Source organism: Myxococcus sp. MISCRS1, from assembly GCF_026626605.1.
In the GTDB taxonomy this organism is placed as follows: domain Bacteria; phylum Myxococcota; class Myxococcia; order Myxococcales; family Myxococcaceae; genus Myxococcus; species Myxococcus fulvus.
Window position 1 is genome coordinate 1,679,474 of record NZ_JAPNKB010000001.1, and the last position, 18,666, is coordinate 1,698,139.

The window sequence follows — 18,666 nt, forward strand, 5'->3', positions numbered from 1 at the left end:
GTGAGCACGCGCATCGACTCTCCGACGTCCGTCGGCCCCGTCACCCCATCCGACGCCCCCGTGGCCGCCTCCGGCTCGCCGCTGGTGGTCCTGCGCGCCGGTGACGAGAAGACTCCGCCGATCTACCTCGTGCATCCGCTGGACGGCCGGCTGGACTGCTACGCCGCGCTCGCCGGGCACGCGCCCGCGTCCCAGCCCGTGCTGGGCTTCCAGGCGCGAGGCCTCACCGATGGCCGCGCCCCGCTGGAGTCGCTGGAGGCGATGGCCGTCTTCTACGTGGAGGCGCTGCGCGCCGAGCGGCCCGAGGGGCCCTACCACCTCGCGGGCTGGGCGCTGGGCGCCGTCATCGCGTGGGAGATGGCACGCCTGCTCCAGCGCGACGGGCACGCCGCGCGGCTCACGCTGCTCGAGCCGCCGCCCGCGGTACCCGACCGGAGCGTGTCCGCCACCGCGCTCGCGGCCCACGCGGCCCTGTTCGCGAGGGACCTGGCGCTCCAGGGGGGATTGGCTCCGCTGGAGCTGCCCGCGGCGCTCACCACGGGAAAGGACCCGGAGCCCCTGCTCGCGCACCTGCATGGCGCGGGGCTGCTGCCCGAGGGCACGCCCATCGAGTCCCTGCGCGCGCGCTTCAAGGTCTTCTCCGCTCACCTGCGCGCCGCCCGCCGCTACGTCCCGGAGCCCTTCCCCGGCTCCGCGCTCGTGGTCCGCGCCGCGGAGGCCACCGGGGCCAGCGACACCGAGCAGGACCGGGGCTGGGCGGTGCTGGCGGAGGAGGGCTCACGGCTCGAGGTGACGCCGGGTGACGGCTACACGCTGCTGCGCGAGCCGCACGCGAAGGCGCTCGCCGCCCGGCTCTTCGACGCCGCGCGCGCGGGCGAGGGGCCCATCCCCACGGGGCATGGCGACGGCGCGCCGCTGTCCTACGCGCAGCAGCGGCTGTGGTTCCTGGACCAGCTCCAGCCGGGCAGCCCCGCGTACAACATGTTCTACGGCCTGCGCTTCACCGGGCCGCTGGAGCACGCGCTGCTGGAGCGCGCCTTCACGGAGCTGACGCGGCGCCACCAGACGCTGCGCACCACGTTCCGTGCGTTGCCGGAAGGCCCCGTGCAGGCGGTCTCCGAGCCCGCGCCGTTCAGCATCCCGGTGGTGGACCTGCGCGCGCTGTCGCCGGAGGAGCGCGACGCCCAGGCCCAGCGCCTGGCGGACCAGGCGGCGCGCACGCCCTTCGACCTGGCGTCGGGACCGCTCTTGCGCGCGACGCTCTTGAAGCTGGACGCACACGAGCACGTGCTGCTCATGGTCATCCACCACATCATCTCGGATGGGTGGTCCATCGGCGTGCTCACGCAGGAGGTCCCCGCGCTCTACCTGGCCTTCGCGCGGGGACAGCCAACGCCGCTGCCCGAGCTGCCCGTGCAGTACGCGGACTTCTCCGTGTGGCAGCGCGGGTGGCTGACGGGGGACGTGCTCGAGTCGCAGCTGGCGTACTGGCGCACGCAGCTGGCCGACGCGCCGCACGCGCTGGAGCTGCCCACCGACAGGCCCCGCCCGCCCATCCAGACCCTGCGCGGCGACATGCTGCGCGTGGACATCCCGGAGAAGCTGGCGCCGGCCGTCTACGCGCTGTGCCGCGAGGAGGGCGTCACGCCCTTCATGGTGCTGCTGGCCACGTTCCAGACGCTGCTGGCGCGCTACTCCGGCCAGGACGACATCATCGTCGGCTCGCCCATCGCCAACCGCACGCGCGCGGACCTGGAAGGGCTCATCGGCTTCTTCGCCAACACGCTCGCGCTGCGCGCCCGCTTCAAGCCGGGCATGACGTTCCGCGAGCTGCTCCTCCAGGTGCGCGAGACGACGCTGGGCGCGTACGCGCACCAGGACGTCCCGTTCGAGAAGCTGGTGGACGAGCTGCGTCCGGAGCGGGACCAGAGCCGCACGCCGCTGTTCCAGGTGATGCTCGCCCTGCTCAACACGCCGAAGGCGGTGGGCCAGGACGACGGGAGCTCCGCGCTGAAGGTCCGCCCGCTGGACGCCATCAGCGGCACGTCGAAGTTCGACCTGACGCTGCTGATGTCCGATGACGGCACCGCCTTCCACGCGGTGTTCGAGTACAACCTGGACCTCTTCGACACGGCCACCATCCAGCGGATGGCCACGCGGCTGGTGCGCCTGCTGGAGGCCGCCGTCCGCGAGCCGGGCCAGTCCGTCTTCCGGCTGCCCCTGCTCGAGGACGCCGAGCGCCACCAGCTGCTCGTCGGCTGGAACGACACGTCGAAAGGCGACTTCACGCCCTCGCCCATCCACGTCCCCGTGGAGGCGCAGGCCCGACGCACGCCCGACGCCGTCGCCATCACGGACGGCACCCACGCGCTCACGTACGCGGAGCTGGACACGCGGGCCAACCAGCTCGCCTGGCACCTGCGCGCGCGCGGCGTCGCGACCGGGAGCACCGTCGGCATCTGCCTGGAGAAGTCGCTCGACATGGCCATCGCCGTCCTGGCCACGCTCAAGGCCGGGGCCAACTACCTGGCGCTGGACCCGACCTACCCCTCCGAGCGGCTGGCCTACATGCTCGCGGACACGCTCGCGCCCGTGGTCCTCACGCACTCGAGCCTGAAGTCCGCCCTGCCCTTCCTGGAGTCCACCCGCGTCATCACGCTGGATGACGAGGCGGACGCGCTCGGACGGCAGCCGCGCCACGCGCCCGGCGTCGACGTGCCGGTGGATGCCACCGTCTACGTCATCTACACCTCCGGCAGCACGGGCCTGCCCAAGGGCATCGTCATGCCCCACCGCGCGCTGAGCTCGCTGCTGACGTGGCAGGTGGGCCAGTCCGCGCTGCCCGGGGCCACGACGCTCCAGTTCGCGTCGCTCAACTTCGACGTCTCCGTGCAGGAGCTCTTCTCCACCTGGTGGACGGGCGGCACCGTCGCCCTGCCCACCGGGGCGCTGCGCCAGGACATCCCCGCGCTGCTCGACTTCATGCACCAGCAGGGCGTCGCGCGGCTCTTCCTCCCGTTCGTCGCGCTGCAGGCCATGGCGGACGCCGTCGCGCACGGGGCGACTCTTCCCACCGCGCTGCGCGAGGTGGTCACCGCCGGCGAGCAGCTGCAGGTGAGCGCCAGCGTCGTGGCCTTCTTCGAGAAGCTCCCGGGCTGCTCCCTGGAGAACCAGTACGGCCCCTCCGAGGCCCACGTCGTCACCGCGTTCCGCCTGCGCGGCGAGCCCGCGGCCTGGCCTCCCCTGCCGTCCGTCGGAAGCCCCGTGGGCCACACGCGCATCTACCTGTTGGACGCGCTGGGACAGCCGGTGCCCGTGGGCGTCGCCGGTGAGGTGTACGTCGGCGGTGAGCACCTGGCGCATGGCTACCAGCGCAAGGCGGACGTCACCGCGCGCAGCTTCGTGCCGGACCCGTTCTCGCGGACGCCGGGCGCGCGGCTGTACCGCACCGGTGACGCCGCTCGCTGGCGCGCGGACGGGACGCTCGACTTCCTGGGCCGCCTGGACTCGCAGGTGAAGCTGCGCGGCTTCCGCATCGAGCTGGGCGAGGTGGAGACGGTGCTGCGCTCCGCGCCGGGGCTGCGTGACGCGGCCGTGGTGGTGCGCGAGGACGTCCCGGGGGACCGGCGGCTCGTCGGCTACGTCGTCTCCGCCTCGGACGCGGCGCCGGACGTCGAGGCCCTCCGCGTCTTCCTGCAGGAGCGGCTGCCCGAGTACATGGTGCCCAACGCGTTCGTCGCGCTGGAGGCGCTCCCGCTCACGCCCAGCGGAAAGCTCGCGCGCAAGCGGCTGCCCGCTCCGGACGCGGAGAGCCTGCGCGGCGGCGCCTTCGCCCCGCCGCGCACGCCGCTGGAGGAGAAGCTCGCGACGCTCTTCGCGGACGTGTTGCACGTGCCGCGCGTGAGCGTCACCGACAACTTCTTCGCGCTCGGGGGGCACTCCCTGCTCGCCACGCAGGTGGTGTCGCGCGTGCGCTCCGCGCTCGGCGTGGAGCTGCCGCTTCGCACCGTCTTCGGCGCGCCCACCGTCGCGGCGCTCGCGGCGCAGATCGACACGATGCTGCTGATGTCGGGCAAGCGGCAGCCCCCTCCGCTCGTCCCCGTGCCGCGCTCCGGGCCCCTGCCGCTGTCCTTCGCGCAGCAGCGCCTGTGGTTCCTCGACCAGCTCCAGCCCGGCACCGCGACGTACAACATGCCGTCGTTCGTCCGGCTGGACGGACCGCTGGACCGCGCCGCGCTCCAGCGCGCCTTCGACGAGCTGGTGCGGCGTCACGAGGCGCTGCGCACCACGTTCCTCCAGCAGAACGACGAGCCCTACCAGCTCATCGCGCCGCAGGGCGAGCTGCCCGTGACGCACGTGGACCTGAAGGCCCTGGAGGCCGAGGCGAAGCAGCGGGAGGTGGAGCGCCTGCTCCACGAGGAGTACCTGCGCCCCTTCAACCTCTCCACCGGGCCGCTGGTGCGCGCGCTGGTGCTGGAGCTGACCCCGACGGAGCGCATCCTCGCGCTCAACATGCACCACATCGTCTCCGACGGCTGGTCCATGGGCGTGCTCGTCCAGGAGGTCGGCGCGCTCTACGGCGCGTTCGCGATGGGGCTGCCGTCGCCGCTGCCCCCGCTGGCCCTCCAGTACGCCGACTACGCCGTGTGGCAGCGCGACTGGCTCAAGGGTGAGGTGCTGGAGCAGCAGCTCGCGTGGTGGCGGGGACGGCTGGGCGGAGTGCCGCCGCTGGAGCTGCCCATCGACAAGCCCCGGCCTCCGGTGCAGACGTTCAACGGAAGCCAGGCGCCCATCACCTTGAAGCCGGAGGTCTCCCGGCGGCTGAAGACGCTGTGCAACCGCGAGGGGACCACGCCGTTCATGGCGCTGCTCGCCGCGTGGCAGCTGCTGCTCTCGCGGCACACGGGCCAGGACGACATCGCCGTCGGCTCGCCCATCGCGGGCCGGCAGCGCGCGGAGCTCGAGGGCCTCATCGGCTTCTTCGTCAACACGCTGGTCTTCCGCGCGCGCGTGGATGCGCGGGCGTCCTTCCTGACGCTGCTCCGGCAGGTGAAGGAGAACGCGCTCGGCGCCTACGCGCACCAGGACGTCCCCTTCGAGCGGCTGGTCGAAGAGCTCCAGGTCCGCCGGGACCTGAGCCGCAGCCCGCTGTTCCAGGTCCTCTTCGCGCTCCAGAACACGCCCGGCACCTCCGCCCAGAAGCAGGACACGGCGCTCGAGCCCGTGGAGGTGAAGGACACCGTCATCAAGTTCGAGCTGGAGCTGAACTTCGTGGACGGGCCCGAGGGGTTCCTCGGCGCGCTGACCTACAACACGGACCTGTTCGAGCACGCCACCATCGCGCGCATGGCGCGGCACTTCGAGGTGCTCGTCGAGGCCGTCGTCACCCGGCCCGACGCGCCCCTGGCCACGCTCTCCATGCTGCCGGAGGAGGAGTCCCGTCAGCTCCTCGTCGACTGGGCCTCCACGCCCGCCCGCGTCCCGGTGGACGTCACGCTGCCGGAGGTCTTCTCCCGCGTGGCGGCCGAGCGGCCCGACGCCACCGCGCTCCTCTTCGGCGACACCACCGTCACCTACCGGCAGCTCGACGAGCGCTCGAACCAGCTCGCCCGGCACCTGCGCTCGCTCGGCGTCACCACCGACTGCCGCGTCGCCGTCTCGCTGGAGCGCTCGCCCGAGCTCATCGTCGCCCTGGTCGCCATCCTCAAGGCCGGCGCGGCCTACGTCCCGCTCGACACGTCCTATCCGCGGGAGCGGCTGGTCTTGATGCTCGAGGACTCGAGCCCCGACGCGCTCGTCACCACGGGCGCGCTGCGCTCCCTGCTCCCCGCGGACGGGCTCACGTGCGTGCTGCTCGAGGAGGCCCCGCTGGACGGCCTCGCCTCCACGCCGCTCGCGCCCGCCGCGCACCCGCATTCGCTGGCCTACATCGACTTCACGTCCGGCTCCACGGGCAGGCCCAAGGGTGTCGCCTGCACCCATCGCGGCGTCATCCACACGCTGGTCGGCATCGACTACACCCGCTTCGGGCCCGAGCAGACGCACCTGATGCTCGCGCCCATCTCCTTCGACGCCTCCACGTTCGAAGTCTGGGGCGCGCTGCTGCACGGCGCGCGGCTGGCCCTCCTGCCGCCGAGGACGCCGTCGCTCGAGGAGCTGTTCCAGACTGTCGCCCGCCACGGCGTCACCACGCTCTGGGCCACCAGCGGTCTGTTCTCGCAGCTCGTCGAGAGCCGCCTCCCCGTGCCCGCCTGCCTTCAGCGCCTCCTCACCGGTGGCGACGTCGTCTCCGCGCTGAACGCGCGCCGCGCCGTGGCGGGCTGGGGCATCCAGGTCACCAACTGCTACGGCCCCACCGAAATCACCGTCGTCGCCACGACCTTCACCGTCGCGAGCCCCGACGACGTCGGCGTCTCCGTCCCCATCGGCCGTCCGACGAACGGAACGCACCTGCGCGTCCTCGACGCGTCGCTGCAGCCCGTGCCCGTCGGCGTGACGGGGGAGCTGTTCATCGGCGGTGACGGCCTCGCGCGAGGCTACGTCGGCCAGCCCACCTTCACCGCGGAGCGCTTCGTCCCGGACCCGTTCTCCACCGTGCCCGGGGCGCGCCTCTACCGCTCCGGCGACCTGGTGCGCTGGAGGCAGGACGGCGCGCTGGACTTCGTCGGCCGCGCGGATGCGCAGGTCAAGGTCCGCGGCTTCCGCATCGAGCTGTCCGAAGTCGAGGCGGGGCTGCTCTCCCATGCCTCCGTGCGCGAGGCCGTGGCCATCGCCCGCGAGGACGTCCCCGGCGACAAGCGCCTCGTCGGTTACTTCGTCTCGGACGAGCTCGACGCCGTCACCCTCCGGGCCTTCCTCAAGTCGCGACTGCCCGAGTTCATGGTGCCGTCGTCCCTGCTGCGGCTCGAGGCGTTCCCGCTCACCGCGAACGGGAAGGTGGACCGCAAGGCGCTGCCTCCGCCCGAGGCCGTCCTCACGCCGACGTCCTCCGCCGAGCTCGTCCCGCCGCGGACGCCCACCGAGGAGCGGCTCGCCACGCTCTGGATGCAGATCCTCCGCGTCCCGCGCATCGGCGTCACCGACGACTTCTTCGCGCTGGGAGGACACTCCCTGCTGGCCACGCAGCTCGTGTCGCGCATCCGCACGGCCTTCCAGGCGGAGCTCGCGCTGAGGGAGCTGTTCGAGGCGCCCACCATCGAGACCCTGGCCGCCCGGCTCGACGCGATGGCGCTCGCGGGCAAGGGGCCGGTGCGTCCGCCGCTGATCCTGGTGCCGCGCGATGGCGCCCCGCTGCCGCTGTCCTTCGCGCAGCAGCGCCTGTGGTTCCTGGACCGGTTCCAGCCCGACAGCCCGTTCTACAACGTGCCGTCCGCGCTCCCCCTCGACGGAGCGTTGGACCTGCACGCGCTGGAGAAGGGCATCCAGGCGCTCGTGCAACGACACGAGGCCCTGCGCACCAGCTTCCACGTGCAGCCGGACGGAGTGCCCTTCCAGCGCATCCACGAGCACGCGGAGCTCCGCCTCCCCATCGTCGACCTGAGCACGCTTCCGGAAGCGGAGCGCGAGGCCCGGGCGTTCGAGCTGGCCGCGGCCGAGGCCCAGAAGCCCTTCGACCTGGGACAGGCGCCCCTCCTCCGCGCCTCCGTGCTGCGCCTGTCCGACGAGCGCCACGTGCTGCTCGTCACCCAGCACCACATCATCTCCGACGCGTGGTCCAACGGCATCATCTCGCGCGAGATTGGCGTGCTCTACGACGCCTTCGCGCGCGGGCAGCCCTCTCCGCTGCCGCCGCTGACGTACCAGTACGCGGACTACGCCGTGTGGCAGCGAGGCTGGCTGCAGGGCGAGGTGCTCGCGCGGCAGGTCGGGTGGTGGAGGACGCAGCTGGAGGGCGCGCCGCGGGTGCTGGAGCTGCCCACGGACAGGCCCCGGCCGCCCGTGCAGACGGCGAACGGCTCGACGCTCAACATCCGCCTCGGACGCGAGCTCACCGCGCGGCTCCAGGCGATGTGCAAGCGCGAGGGCGTCACGCCGTTCATGGCGCTGCTGGCCTCCTTCCAGGTGCTGCTCGCCCGCTACTCCGGTCAGGACGACATCGTCGTCGGCTCGCCCATCGCCAACCGGCACCAGTCCGAGGTGGAGGGAATCGTCGGGTTCTTCGTCAACACGCTCGCCCTGCGCGCCCGGCTCACGCCCGGCCTGAGCTTCCGTGAGCTGCTGAAGCAGGTGCGTGACACGACGCTGGGGGCCTATGCCCATCAGGATGTGCCCTTCGAGAAGCTGGTGGAGGAGCTGCGGCCCGAGCGCGACCTGAGCCGCTCACCGCTCTTCCAGGCCCTGCTCGCGCTCCAGACCTACGAGCGCACCGGCGGCGACGGCGGCGACTCCGACACGCTGGACGTGGACAGCGGCACCGCCAAGTTCGACGTGTCCCTGCTCCTGTTCGACTCCGGCAACGACATCGGAGGCATGCTCGAGTTCAACACGGACCTGTTCGACCGGAGCACGGCGGAGCGGATGCGGTCGCACTGGACGCGGCTGCTCACGTCCGTCGTGGACGCCCCCGAGCAGTCCATCTGGAGCGCCCCGCTGTTGGCCGAGGAGGAGCGCGGCAGGCTCCTGGTTGACTGGAACAGCACCGCGAAGGGACCGCACACCGCCACGCCCATCCACGAGCCCGTGAGCGCGCGCGCCAGGCTCACGCCGGACGTCATCGCGGTCACCGATGGGACGCGCGCGCTCACCTACGCGCAGCTCGAAGGCCGCGCCAACCAGCTCGCGCATCGGCTGCTCGCGCTCGGCGTCGAGGCGGGTGTGCCCGTGGGCATCTGCCTGGACAAGTCGTTGGACATGACCGTCGCCGTGCTGGCGTCGCTCAAGGCCGGCGCGTCCTACCTCCCGTTGGACCCGAACTACCCCGCCGAGCGCCTGGCCTTCATGCTCGAGGACTCGGCGACGCCCGTCGTCCTGTCGCACTCCACGCTGCGCGCCTCGGTGCCCGCGTCACGCGCGAGGCTCGTGCTGCTGGATGAGGAGGCACAGGACCTGGCCACCCGGTCCACGCACGCCCCGGAGGTCTTCGTCTCGCCGGAGTCCCCCGCCTACGTCATCTACACGTCGGGCTCCACGGGCAGGCCCAAGGGCGTCGCGCTGCCGCACCGCGCGCTGAGCCACCTGCTGACGTGGCAGCTGAGCCAGTCGCCAGTGCCCTCGGCGACCACGCTCCAGTTCGCGTCGCTCAGCTTCGACGTCTCCTGCCAGGAGCTGTTCTCCACGTGGTGGGCCGGCGGCACGCTGGTGCTCCCCACGGGAGGACTGCGTCAGGACATCCCCGCGCTGCTCGACTTCATGCACCGGCAGGGCGTCGCGCGGCTCTTCCTCCCCTTCGTCGCGCTCCAGGCCATCTCGGACGCCGTCGCGCACGGCGCCACGCTGCCGGTCGCGCTGCGCGAAGTCGTCACCGCCGGTGAGCAGCTCCAGGTGACGCCCGCGCTGGTGGCGTTCTTCGAGCGGCTCCCGGGCTGCATCCTGGAGAACCAGTACGGCCCATCGGAGACGCACGTCGTCTCGGCGTTCCGACTCCAGGGCCCTCCCGCGTCCTGGCCCCGGCTGCCGTCCATCGGCGGCCCGTTGCCGCACACGCAGATCTACGTGCTGGACGCGCTCGGACAGCCGACGCCCGTGGGCGTTCCCGGCGAGCTGTTCATCGGCGGCGCCCACCTCGCGCTGGGGTACGCGGGCCGCGCCGAGCTGACGGCGGAGAAGTTCGTCCCCCATCCGTTCAGTCCCACGCCGGGCGCGCGGCTCTATCGCACGGGCGACTCCGCGCGGTGGAAGGCGGACGGCACCGTCGAGTTCCTCGGCCGCCTGGATGGTCAGGTGAAGCTGCGTGGCTTCCGCGTGGAGCTGGGCGAGGTCGAGTCCGCGCTGCGCGCCCTCCCGGGCATCCGCGATGCGGCCGCCACGGTCCGCGAGGACGTCCCCGGCCTCAAGCGCCTCGTGGGGTATCTGGTGCCCGCGGCCGAGTCCGCGTCGCCGGGCCTCGAAGCCCTGAGGGCCGCGCTCCTCCAGCGCCTGCCCGAGTACATGGTGCCCTCCGCGTTCGTCACGCTGGAGGCGCTCCCCCTCACGCCGAGCGGCAAGGTGGCGCGCCGCCAGCTGCCCACGCCGGAGGTGAGCGAGCAGGAGCGCGAGGCGCCGTTCATCGCGCCCCGGACGCCCCGGGAGGAGAAGCTCGCGGAGATCTTCTCCAACGTGCTGCACCTGCCGAGGGTGAGCATCACCGACAACTTCTTCGCGCTCGGTGGGCACTCGCTGCTGGCCACGCAGGTCATCTCGCGCGTCCGCTCGGCGTTCGAGCTGGAGCTGCCGTTGCGCGCGCTCTTCGAGGCGCCGACGGTGGCCGCCCTCGCCGCCCGCATCGAGGACGAGACACCTGGAGCCGGCCGCGCGCCTCCCCTCGTCGCCGTGCCGCGCGACGGCGCGGTGCCGCTGTCCTTCGCCCAGCTGCGCCTCTGGTTCATCGACCAGTTCCAGCCCGGCGGCGCCGCGTACCACATGCCGTCGTTCGTCCGGCTGGAGGGACCGCTCGACACGGCGGCGCTCCAGCGCGCCTTCGACGAGCTGGTGCGGCGTCATGAGGCGCTGCGCACCACGTTCTTCCAGCAGGACGACCAGCCCTTCCAGCGCATCGCGCCGCACGGCGAGCTGCCGCTGGCCCGAGTGGACCTCCAGTCCCTGGAATCCACACAGGCCCACGCTGAGGTGAAGCGCCTGCTCCTCGAGGAGCTCGCCCGCCCCTTCAACCTGTCCACCGGGCCGCTCATCCGCGCCCAGCTCCTGGCCCTGTCACCCACCGAGCACGTGCTCGCGCTCAACATGCACCACATCGTCTCCGACGGTTGGTCCATGGGCGTGCTCGTCCAGGAGGTCGCCGCCCTCTACGACGCCTTCGCGCACGGCAAGCCGTCACCGCTGCCGCCGCTGACGCTCCAGTATGCCGACTACGCCATCTGGCAGCGCGCCTGGCTCCAGGGTGACGTGCTGGAGGGACAGCTCTCCTACTGGCGCCGTCAGCTCGCCGGCGTCACGGCCCTGGACCTGCCCACGGACAAGTCGCGGCCGCTGGTCATGTCCTCGCGCGGTGGCAATGTCGGCGTCTTCCTGCCGGCCACCACGGCGAAGAAGCTCGCGGAGCTGTGCCAGCGCGAGGGCGCCACGCCGTTCATGGTGCTGCTCGCCGCGTGGCAGGTGCTACTGTCGCGCTACTCGGGCCAGGACGACGTCACCGTCGGTTCTCCCATCGCGGGCCGTCAGCGCGCGGAGCTCGAGGGCCTCATCGGCTTCTTCGTCAACACGCTCGTCTTCCGCGCGCGCATCGATGGGCAGGCGTCGTTCCAGCACCTGCTCAAGCAGGTGAAGGAGTCCGCGCTCGGCGCCTACGCGCATCAGGACGTGCCGTTCGAGCGTCTGGTGGAGGTGCTCCAGCCCGCGCGTGACTTGAGCCGCAGCCCGTTGTTCCAGGTCCTGTTCTCGCTCCAGAACACGCCGGCCTCGGCCATCCAGAAGCAGGAGCTGACACTCAGCCCCGTCGACATCGACGACACCACGTCCAAGTTCGAGCTCAACCTCAACCTCGTGGAGCTGCCGGACGGATATGCCGGCTCGCTCGGCTACAACTCCGACCTGTTCGAGCACGGCACCATCGAGCGGCTCGCGCTCCACTTCACCCAGCTGGTCGAGTCCCTCGTCTCGCGCCCCGACGCCCCCATCGCCGGCCATGCGCTGCTCACCGCGCACGAGCAGCGGAAGGTCCTGGTCGAATGGAACGACACGCGTTGGGACATCCCCACGGAGCCCTGCGTCCACCGGCTCGTGGAACAGCAGGCGCGGCTCACGCCCGAGGCCGTCGCGGTCCTCTCCGATGACGGAGCGCTCACGTACCGTCAGCTCGAGGCGCGCGCGAACCAGCTCGCGCGGCTTTTGGTCTCCCGTGGCGTGAAGCCGGGAGACTTCGTCGCCCTCCTCTCGCACCGCACGCTCCAGCTCCCCGTCTGCCTGTTCGCCATCCTCAAGGCGGGCGCCGCGTACCTCCCGCTCTCGCCCGACTATCCGCGCGAGCGCCTGGCCTTCATGCTCCGCGACAGCGGCGCGCGGTTGGTGCTCACCCAGGAGTCCCTGCTCGACCTGCTGCCCGAAGGTGTCACGGCCGAGCGGCTGGACTCCGCGGCGTACCAGGAAGCCCTCGCGCGCGAATCCACCGAGCCGCTCTCCGCGCGTCACGAGGCCGAGGCGCCGGCGTATGTCATCTACACGTCCGGCTCCACGGGTCAGCCCAAGGGCGTGCTCATCCCGCATCGAGCCCTCGCCAACCACATGGCGTGGTTCCTCGAGGCCTTCCCGCTCACGGACCAGGACAAGGTGCTCCTCAAGACGCCGCTGGCCTTCGACGCCTCCGTCTGGGAGTGCTGGGCGCCGCTGCTCGTCGGCGCGCCGCTGGTCCTCGCGCCGCGGGATGCACACCGCGACGCCGCGCTGCTGCTCGACTCCGTCATCCGGCACGGCATCACCGTGCTCCAACTGGTTCCGTCGCTACTGCGCTTCGCGCTGGATGAGCCCTCGCTGTCGCGTGTCACGTCGCTGAAGTGGCTGTTCTGCGGAGGCGAGGCGCTGTCCACGTCGCTCGCATCGAAGGTCCGTGAGCAGCTCTCCAGCACGCGGCTGGTCAACCTCTACGGCCCCACGGAAGTCACCATCGATTCGACGTCCACCGTCGTGGGCGAGGCCGTGGCAGGAGGCTCCATCCCCATCGGCCGCCCGGTCGCCAACACGCGTGCCTACGTCCTGGACGGCGCGCTGCACCCCGTGCCCGCGGGCGTCCCGGGCGAGCTGTATCTGGGCGGCGCGCAGGTGGCACTCGGGTACCTCGGCAGGCCCGCGCTCACCGCGGAGCGCTTCATCCCCGACCCGTTCGCTTCCACGCCCGGGGCGCGGCTCTATCGCACGGGTGACCGGGCGAGGTGGCTCGCCGAGGGACAGCTCGAGTACCTCGGCCGCACCGACTTCCAGGTGAAGCTGCGCGGTCTGCGCATCGAACTGGGGGAGATCGAGGCCGCGCTCCGCACTCAACCGGGCATTCGCGACGCCGTCGTCCTGGTGCGTGAGGACGTGCCCGGCCAGCACCGACTCGTCGCCTACCTCGTGCCCGGGGCGGTCGACACCGTGGCCCTGGTGGCCGCGCTGCGCGAGCACCTGCCCGAGTACATGCTGCCCACGGTCTTCGTGCCCCTGGAGGCCCTGCCGCTGACGCCCAACGGCAAGGTCGACCGGCAGGCCCTGCCCGTTCCGGAGCAGCGCGCCGAGGACACGCTCTTCGTCGCGCCGCGTGACGCGCTCGAGACGGCCCTCGCCGGCATCTGGGCCGAGGTCCTCCAGCTCGACCGGGTCAGCGTCACCGCCAACTTCTTCTCCCTGGGCGGACATTCGCTGCTGGCCACGCAGGTGGTCTCCCGCGTGCGCAGGACGCTCGACCTGGAGCTGCCGCTGCGCGCGCTCTTCGAGTCGCCCACCGTCGCCACGCTCGCGGCTCGACTCGCGCAGACCTCCGGCACGTCCGCGGGCACGAAGACACCCGCGCTGGTGCCGGTGCCACGCTCGGGAGAGCTGCCGCTGTCCTTCGCCCAGCAGCGCCTGTGGCTCATCGACCAGTTGGAGCCGGGCAGCTCGACGTACAACATCCCACTCGCGCTGCTCCTTCAGGGGCCGCTCGACGTGGTGGCGCTCCAGGGTGCCTTCACGGCGCTCGTCGACCGACACGAGTCCCTCCGCACCACGTTCGTGACGCACGAGGGCGCTCCGCGTCAGCACATCCACGCCTCCTCTCCGGTCCACCTGGCCGTGGTGGATCTCCAGTCGCATCCCGAGGTGACCCGGCTCGACGAGGCTCACCGGCGGGTGAGCGAGGAGGCCTCGCGCCCGTTCGACCTGGAGCGCGGCCCGGTGCTGCGCGTGCTCCTGCTGAAGCTGGAGGCCGAGCGGCACGTGCTCGTGGGGACGGTGCACCACATCGCGTCGGATGGTTGGTCCATGGGCGTGCTGCTCCGTGAGCTGGCGGAGCTCTACTCCGCGAAGCTCAACGGACGGGCTTCGCAGTTGGAGCCCCTGCCCATCCAATACGCGGACTTCGCCGCGTGGCAGCGTGCGTGGCTGCGTGACGAGGCGTTGGAGCGGCAGCTCTCGTATTGGCGGCAGCAGCTCGCGGACGCTCCGCCGTTCCTGGAGCTGCCCACGGACAAGCCCAGGCCTCCCGTGCAGACGAACCGGGGGGCCACGGTCCCCGTGCGCCTGCCTCGCTCCGTGGCGGAGCGACTCGCGGCCTTCTGCCAGCAAGAGGGCATCACGCCGTTCATGGCGCTTCTCGCCGTGTGGCAGGTGGTGCTGTCCCGCTACTCGGGGCAGGACGACATCGCCGTGGGCTCACCCATCGCGGGCCGCACGCGCGCGGAGACCGAGGGACTCATCGGCTTCTTCGTCAACACACTGGTCCTGCGCACGCAGGTCCCCGCGTCGCTGCGCTTCCGTGAGCTGCTCGCGCGGGTGAAGCGCACCACGCTGTCCGCCTATGAGCACCAGGATGTGCCCTTCGAGAAGCTCGTCGAGGAGCTCAACCCCCACCGCACGCTCAGCCACTCGCCGCTGTTCCAGGTGATGCTCGTCCTGCAGAACGCGCCGACGACGAGCATGGAGGTGCGTGGAAGCACGGAGGTCAAGGCACCCTTGCGCCTGGAGGCGTTCGACTCGGGCGCCCCGAGCGCGAAGTTCGACCTCACCCTGACGCTGGGCGAGGGACTCGAAGGCGGACTGGGCTACCGCACGGACCTGTTCGAGGAGGCCACCATCATCCGGATGGTGGAGCACTTCGGAACGCTGCTCGAGGCCGCGCTCGGTTCGCCGGACTCACGGCTGAGCGAGCTGGAGATGTTGTCCGCCGAGGAGCGCCGCCGCGTGCTCGTCGATTGGAACTCGACGCGCCGGGAGATGCCCTGGAAGGGTGCCTTCCACGAGCTCTTCGAGGCCCAGGCCGCCCTCACGCCTGACTCGCTCGCCGTCCTCGACGACTCCGCCTCCCTCTCCTTCTCTGCCCTCAACCAGCGCGCCAATCGGCTCGCGCACCTGCTTCGCGCTCGCGGCGTCGGGCCCGAAGTCCGGGTCGCCTTCTGCCTCGAGCGCTCCGTCGACTCCCTCGTCGCCCTCCTCGCCATCCTCAAGGCCGGCGCCGCCTACGTCCCCCTCGACTCCGCCTACCCTCGCGAGCGCCTCGCCTTCATGCTCCAGGACTCCGGCGCTCCCTTCGTCCTCACCCACTCCCACCTCCTGCCTCGTCTCGACACCAGCGTCTCCACGCCTCTGTGCCTCGACGACTCGGCCCTGCTCGACTCCCTCGCCGCGCTCCCGGACTCCAATCCGCACCGCGTCTCGCTTCCCTCCCACGCCGCCTACGTCATCTACACCTCCGGCTCCACCGGCAGGCCCAAGGGCGTCCTCATCCACCACTCCTCCGTGGTGAATCTCCTCCACGCCCTCTCCTCCTCCATCTACTCCGACGTCCAGCGCCCGCTGCGCATCTCCCTCAACGCGCCCCTCTCCTTCGACGCCTCCGTCAAGCAGCTCGTCTTCCTCGCCCTCGGACACGCCCTCTGCTTCGTCCCCCAGGCCGCTCGCGAAGACGTCCCCCTGCTTCTCTCGTGGCTGTCCCGTCACCAGCTCGACGTCCTCGACTGCGCCCCCTCTCACCTCCGCCTCCTCCTCGACGAGGGCCTCGCTTCTTCTTCTCGGCCCCTTCGCGTCCTCATCGGCGGTGAGGCCATCGACGACTCCCTCTGGACGACGCTCTCCTCCTCGCCTTCCCTGCGCGCCTTCAACGTCTACGGCCCCACCGAAACCACCGTCGACGCCACCGCGCTCCCCATTACCTCCGCCTCTCGGCCTGCTCTCGGCCCTCCTCTCCCCAACGTCTCCACCTTCATCCTCGACGCCTCCCTCCAGCCCGCTCCCATCGGCGTGCCTGGAGAGCTCTTCGTCGGTGGTGACGGTGTCGCGCGTGGCTACCTCGCCCGGCCGGACCTCACCGCTGAGCGCTTCATCCCCAATCCGTTCTCGGACATCCCCGGCTCGCGCCTCTACCGCACCGGTGACAAGGCCCGCTGGCTGCCTCACGGCCACCTCGAGTACCTCGGCCGCATCGACTTCCAGGTGAAGCTGCGCGGCTTCCGCATCGAGTTGGGTGAAGTCGAGGCCGCTCTCGAAGCCCTTCCTTCCGTCCACCACGCCGCCGCTCTCGTCCGCGAGGACGTCCCGGGACTCAAGCGCCTCGTCGCCTACGTCACCCCCTCGGACGTCGACACCTCCGCACTCCGCACCGAGCTGCTTCGCAACCTCCCCGAGTACATGGTGCCCTCGGCCTTCGTCGCCCTGGACTCCCTGCCTCTCAACACCCACGGCAAGCTCGACAGGAAGGCCCTCCCCGCCCCCGACTCCGGGCCCACTGACTCCTTCCTCGCTCCTCGCAACCCCACCGAGACGCTCCTCGCCTCCATCTGGGCAGAGGTCCTCCACCTCGACGCCGTCAGCGTCTCCGACGACTTCTTCTCCTTGGGTGGCCACTCCCTCCTCGCCACCCAGGTCGTCTCCCGCATCCGCAAGGCCTTCCAGGTCGAGCTGCCCCTGCGTGCGCTCTTCGAGGCGCCCACGGTGGCATCGCTCGCGGCGCGCATCGAGGTCGAGAAGCAGTCAGGGCTTGCGAACGAGAAGCCGGCGCTCGTGGTGGTGCCTCGCACGGGACCGCTGCCGCTGTCCTTCGCGCAGCAGCGACTGTGGTTCCTGGATCGACTCCAGCCGGGTAGCCCCTTCTACAACATCCCCTCGGCCATCCAGCTCCACGGCGGAGTGAACCTCGATGCGCTGGAGCGTGCGCTGCGCACGCTCGTCCAGCGACACGAGGCCCTGCGCACCTCCTTCCACGTCCAGGCGGATGGCGAGGCCGTGCAGCACATCCACACGGATGTGACGCTGTCCGTCCCCGTCGTGGACCTGCGGCACGTGCCCGAGTCCCAGCGGGAAGCCGAGACCCTGCGACAGGCCCAGGCCGAGGCGCAGAAACCGTTCGACCTGGCCCACGCGCCGCTGCTCCGAGCCTCCGTGCTCCAGCTGTCCGAGCAGCGCCACATCCTGCTCGTCACCGTCCACCACATCGTCTCGGATGGTTGGTCCAACGGCATCCTCACGCGCGAGGTCGGAGCGCTCTACGGCGCGTTCGCGCAGGGCCTGCCGTCACCGCTCGCTCCGCTGGAGTTGCAGTACGCGGACTACGCCGCATGGCAGCGTGGCTGGCTGAAGGACGAGGCGCTGTCCCAGCAGGTCGGTTGGTGGAGACAGCAGCTCTCCGGCGCACCGCACGCGCTGGAGCTGCCCACTGACAGGCCCAGGCCGCCGGTCCAGACGTCCAATGGGTCCACGCTTCCCATCGCGCTGGGAGCCCAGCTCTCGGCCGAGCTGCGTGCCCTGTGCCTGCGAGAGGGCGTCACGCCGTTCATGGCGCTGCTGTCCGCGTTCCAGGTGTTGCTCGCGCGCTACTCGGGACAGGACGACATCGTCGTCGGCTCGCCCATCGCCAACCGGCAGCAGGCGGAGATCGAAGGCATCGTCGGGTTCTTCGTCAACACGCTCGCCCTGCGTGCGCGGCTGTCCGTCGGGATGACCTTCCGCGAGCTGCTGAGCCAGGTGAAGGAGACGACGCTCGGTGCCTACGCGCACCAGGACGTGCCGTTCGAGAAGCTCGTCGACGAGCTGAAGCCCGAACGTGACCTGAGTCGCTCGCCGCTGTTCCAGGTGATGTTCGCCCTGCAGAACACGCAGCGGACAACTGGACCGAAGGACGGTGAGGACGCGGGCGCCATCCAGCCGATGCATGTGGACAGCGGCACCGCCAAGTTCGACCTGTCCCTGCTCTGCGGCGACTTCGGCGACGACATCGGCGGCCTGCTCGAGTTCAACACGGACCTGTTCGACCGGAGCACCGCGGAGCGACTCGGCGCGCATCTGCTGAACCTCTTGCGCGCAGCCGTGAGCGAGCCGGGCCAGTCCATCTGGAAGCTCCCGCTCCTCGGCATCGAGGAGCGCCAGCGCACGCTGGTCGCCTGGAACGACACCTCACGCCACGACCACGCGGCCACGACGATGCATGGGCCGGTGGAGGCCCAGGTGCGTCGCACGCCTGACGCCATCGCGCTGTCTGACGGTACGCGCTCGCTCTCCTACGCCGCGCTCGACGCTCGCTCCAATCAGCTCGCGCACCACCTGCTCGCCCTCGGGGTCTCTCCGGGCAGTGCCGTCGGCATCTGTCTCGACAAGTCCCTCGATATGGCCGTCGCCGTCCTCGCCACCCTCAAGGCCGGCGCCTTCTACGTCGCCCTCGACCCCAACTACCCCGCTGAGCGCCTGGCCTTCATGCTCGCGGACACCCGCGCGCCTGTCGTCCTCACCCACTCCTCCCTCTCCTCCGCCCTCCCCGCCTCTTCCTCCGCTCGACGCATCCTCGTCGACTCCGAGGCCGACGCGGTGGCCCTGCGCCCCTCGGTGGCGCCCGCCATCCACGTCTCCCCCGAGGAC

Annotated in this window: 1 protein-coding gene (running past one end of the window); it reads left to right on the top strand. The window is 71.3% G+C overall.

Going from position 1 to position 18,666, the window contains the following annotated elements; genetic code table 11:
- Positions 1–18,666: the 5' portion of a non-ribosomal peptide synthase/polyketide synthase gene (locus OWM54_RS06555; protein ID WP_267696923.1), read on the top strand. Its footprint extends 14,919 nt past the window's final position; only the first 18,666 of its 33,585 coding nucleotides appear in the window; it begins with the start codon at positions 1–3; its stop codon lies beyond the right edge, outside the window.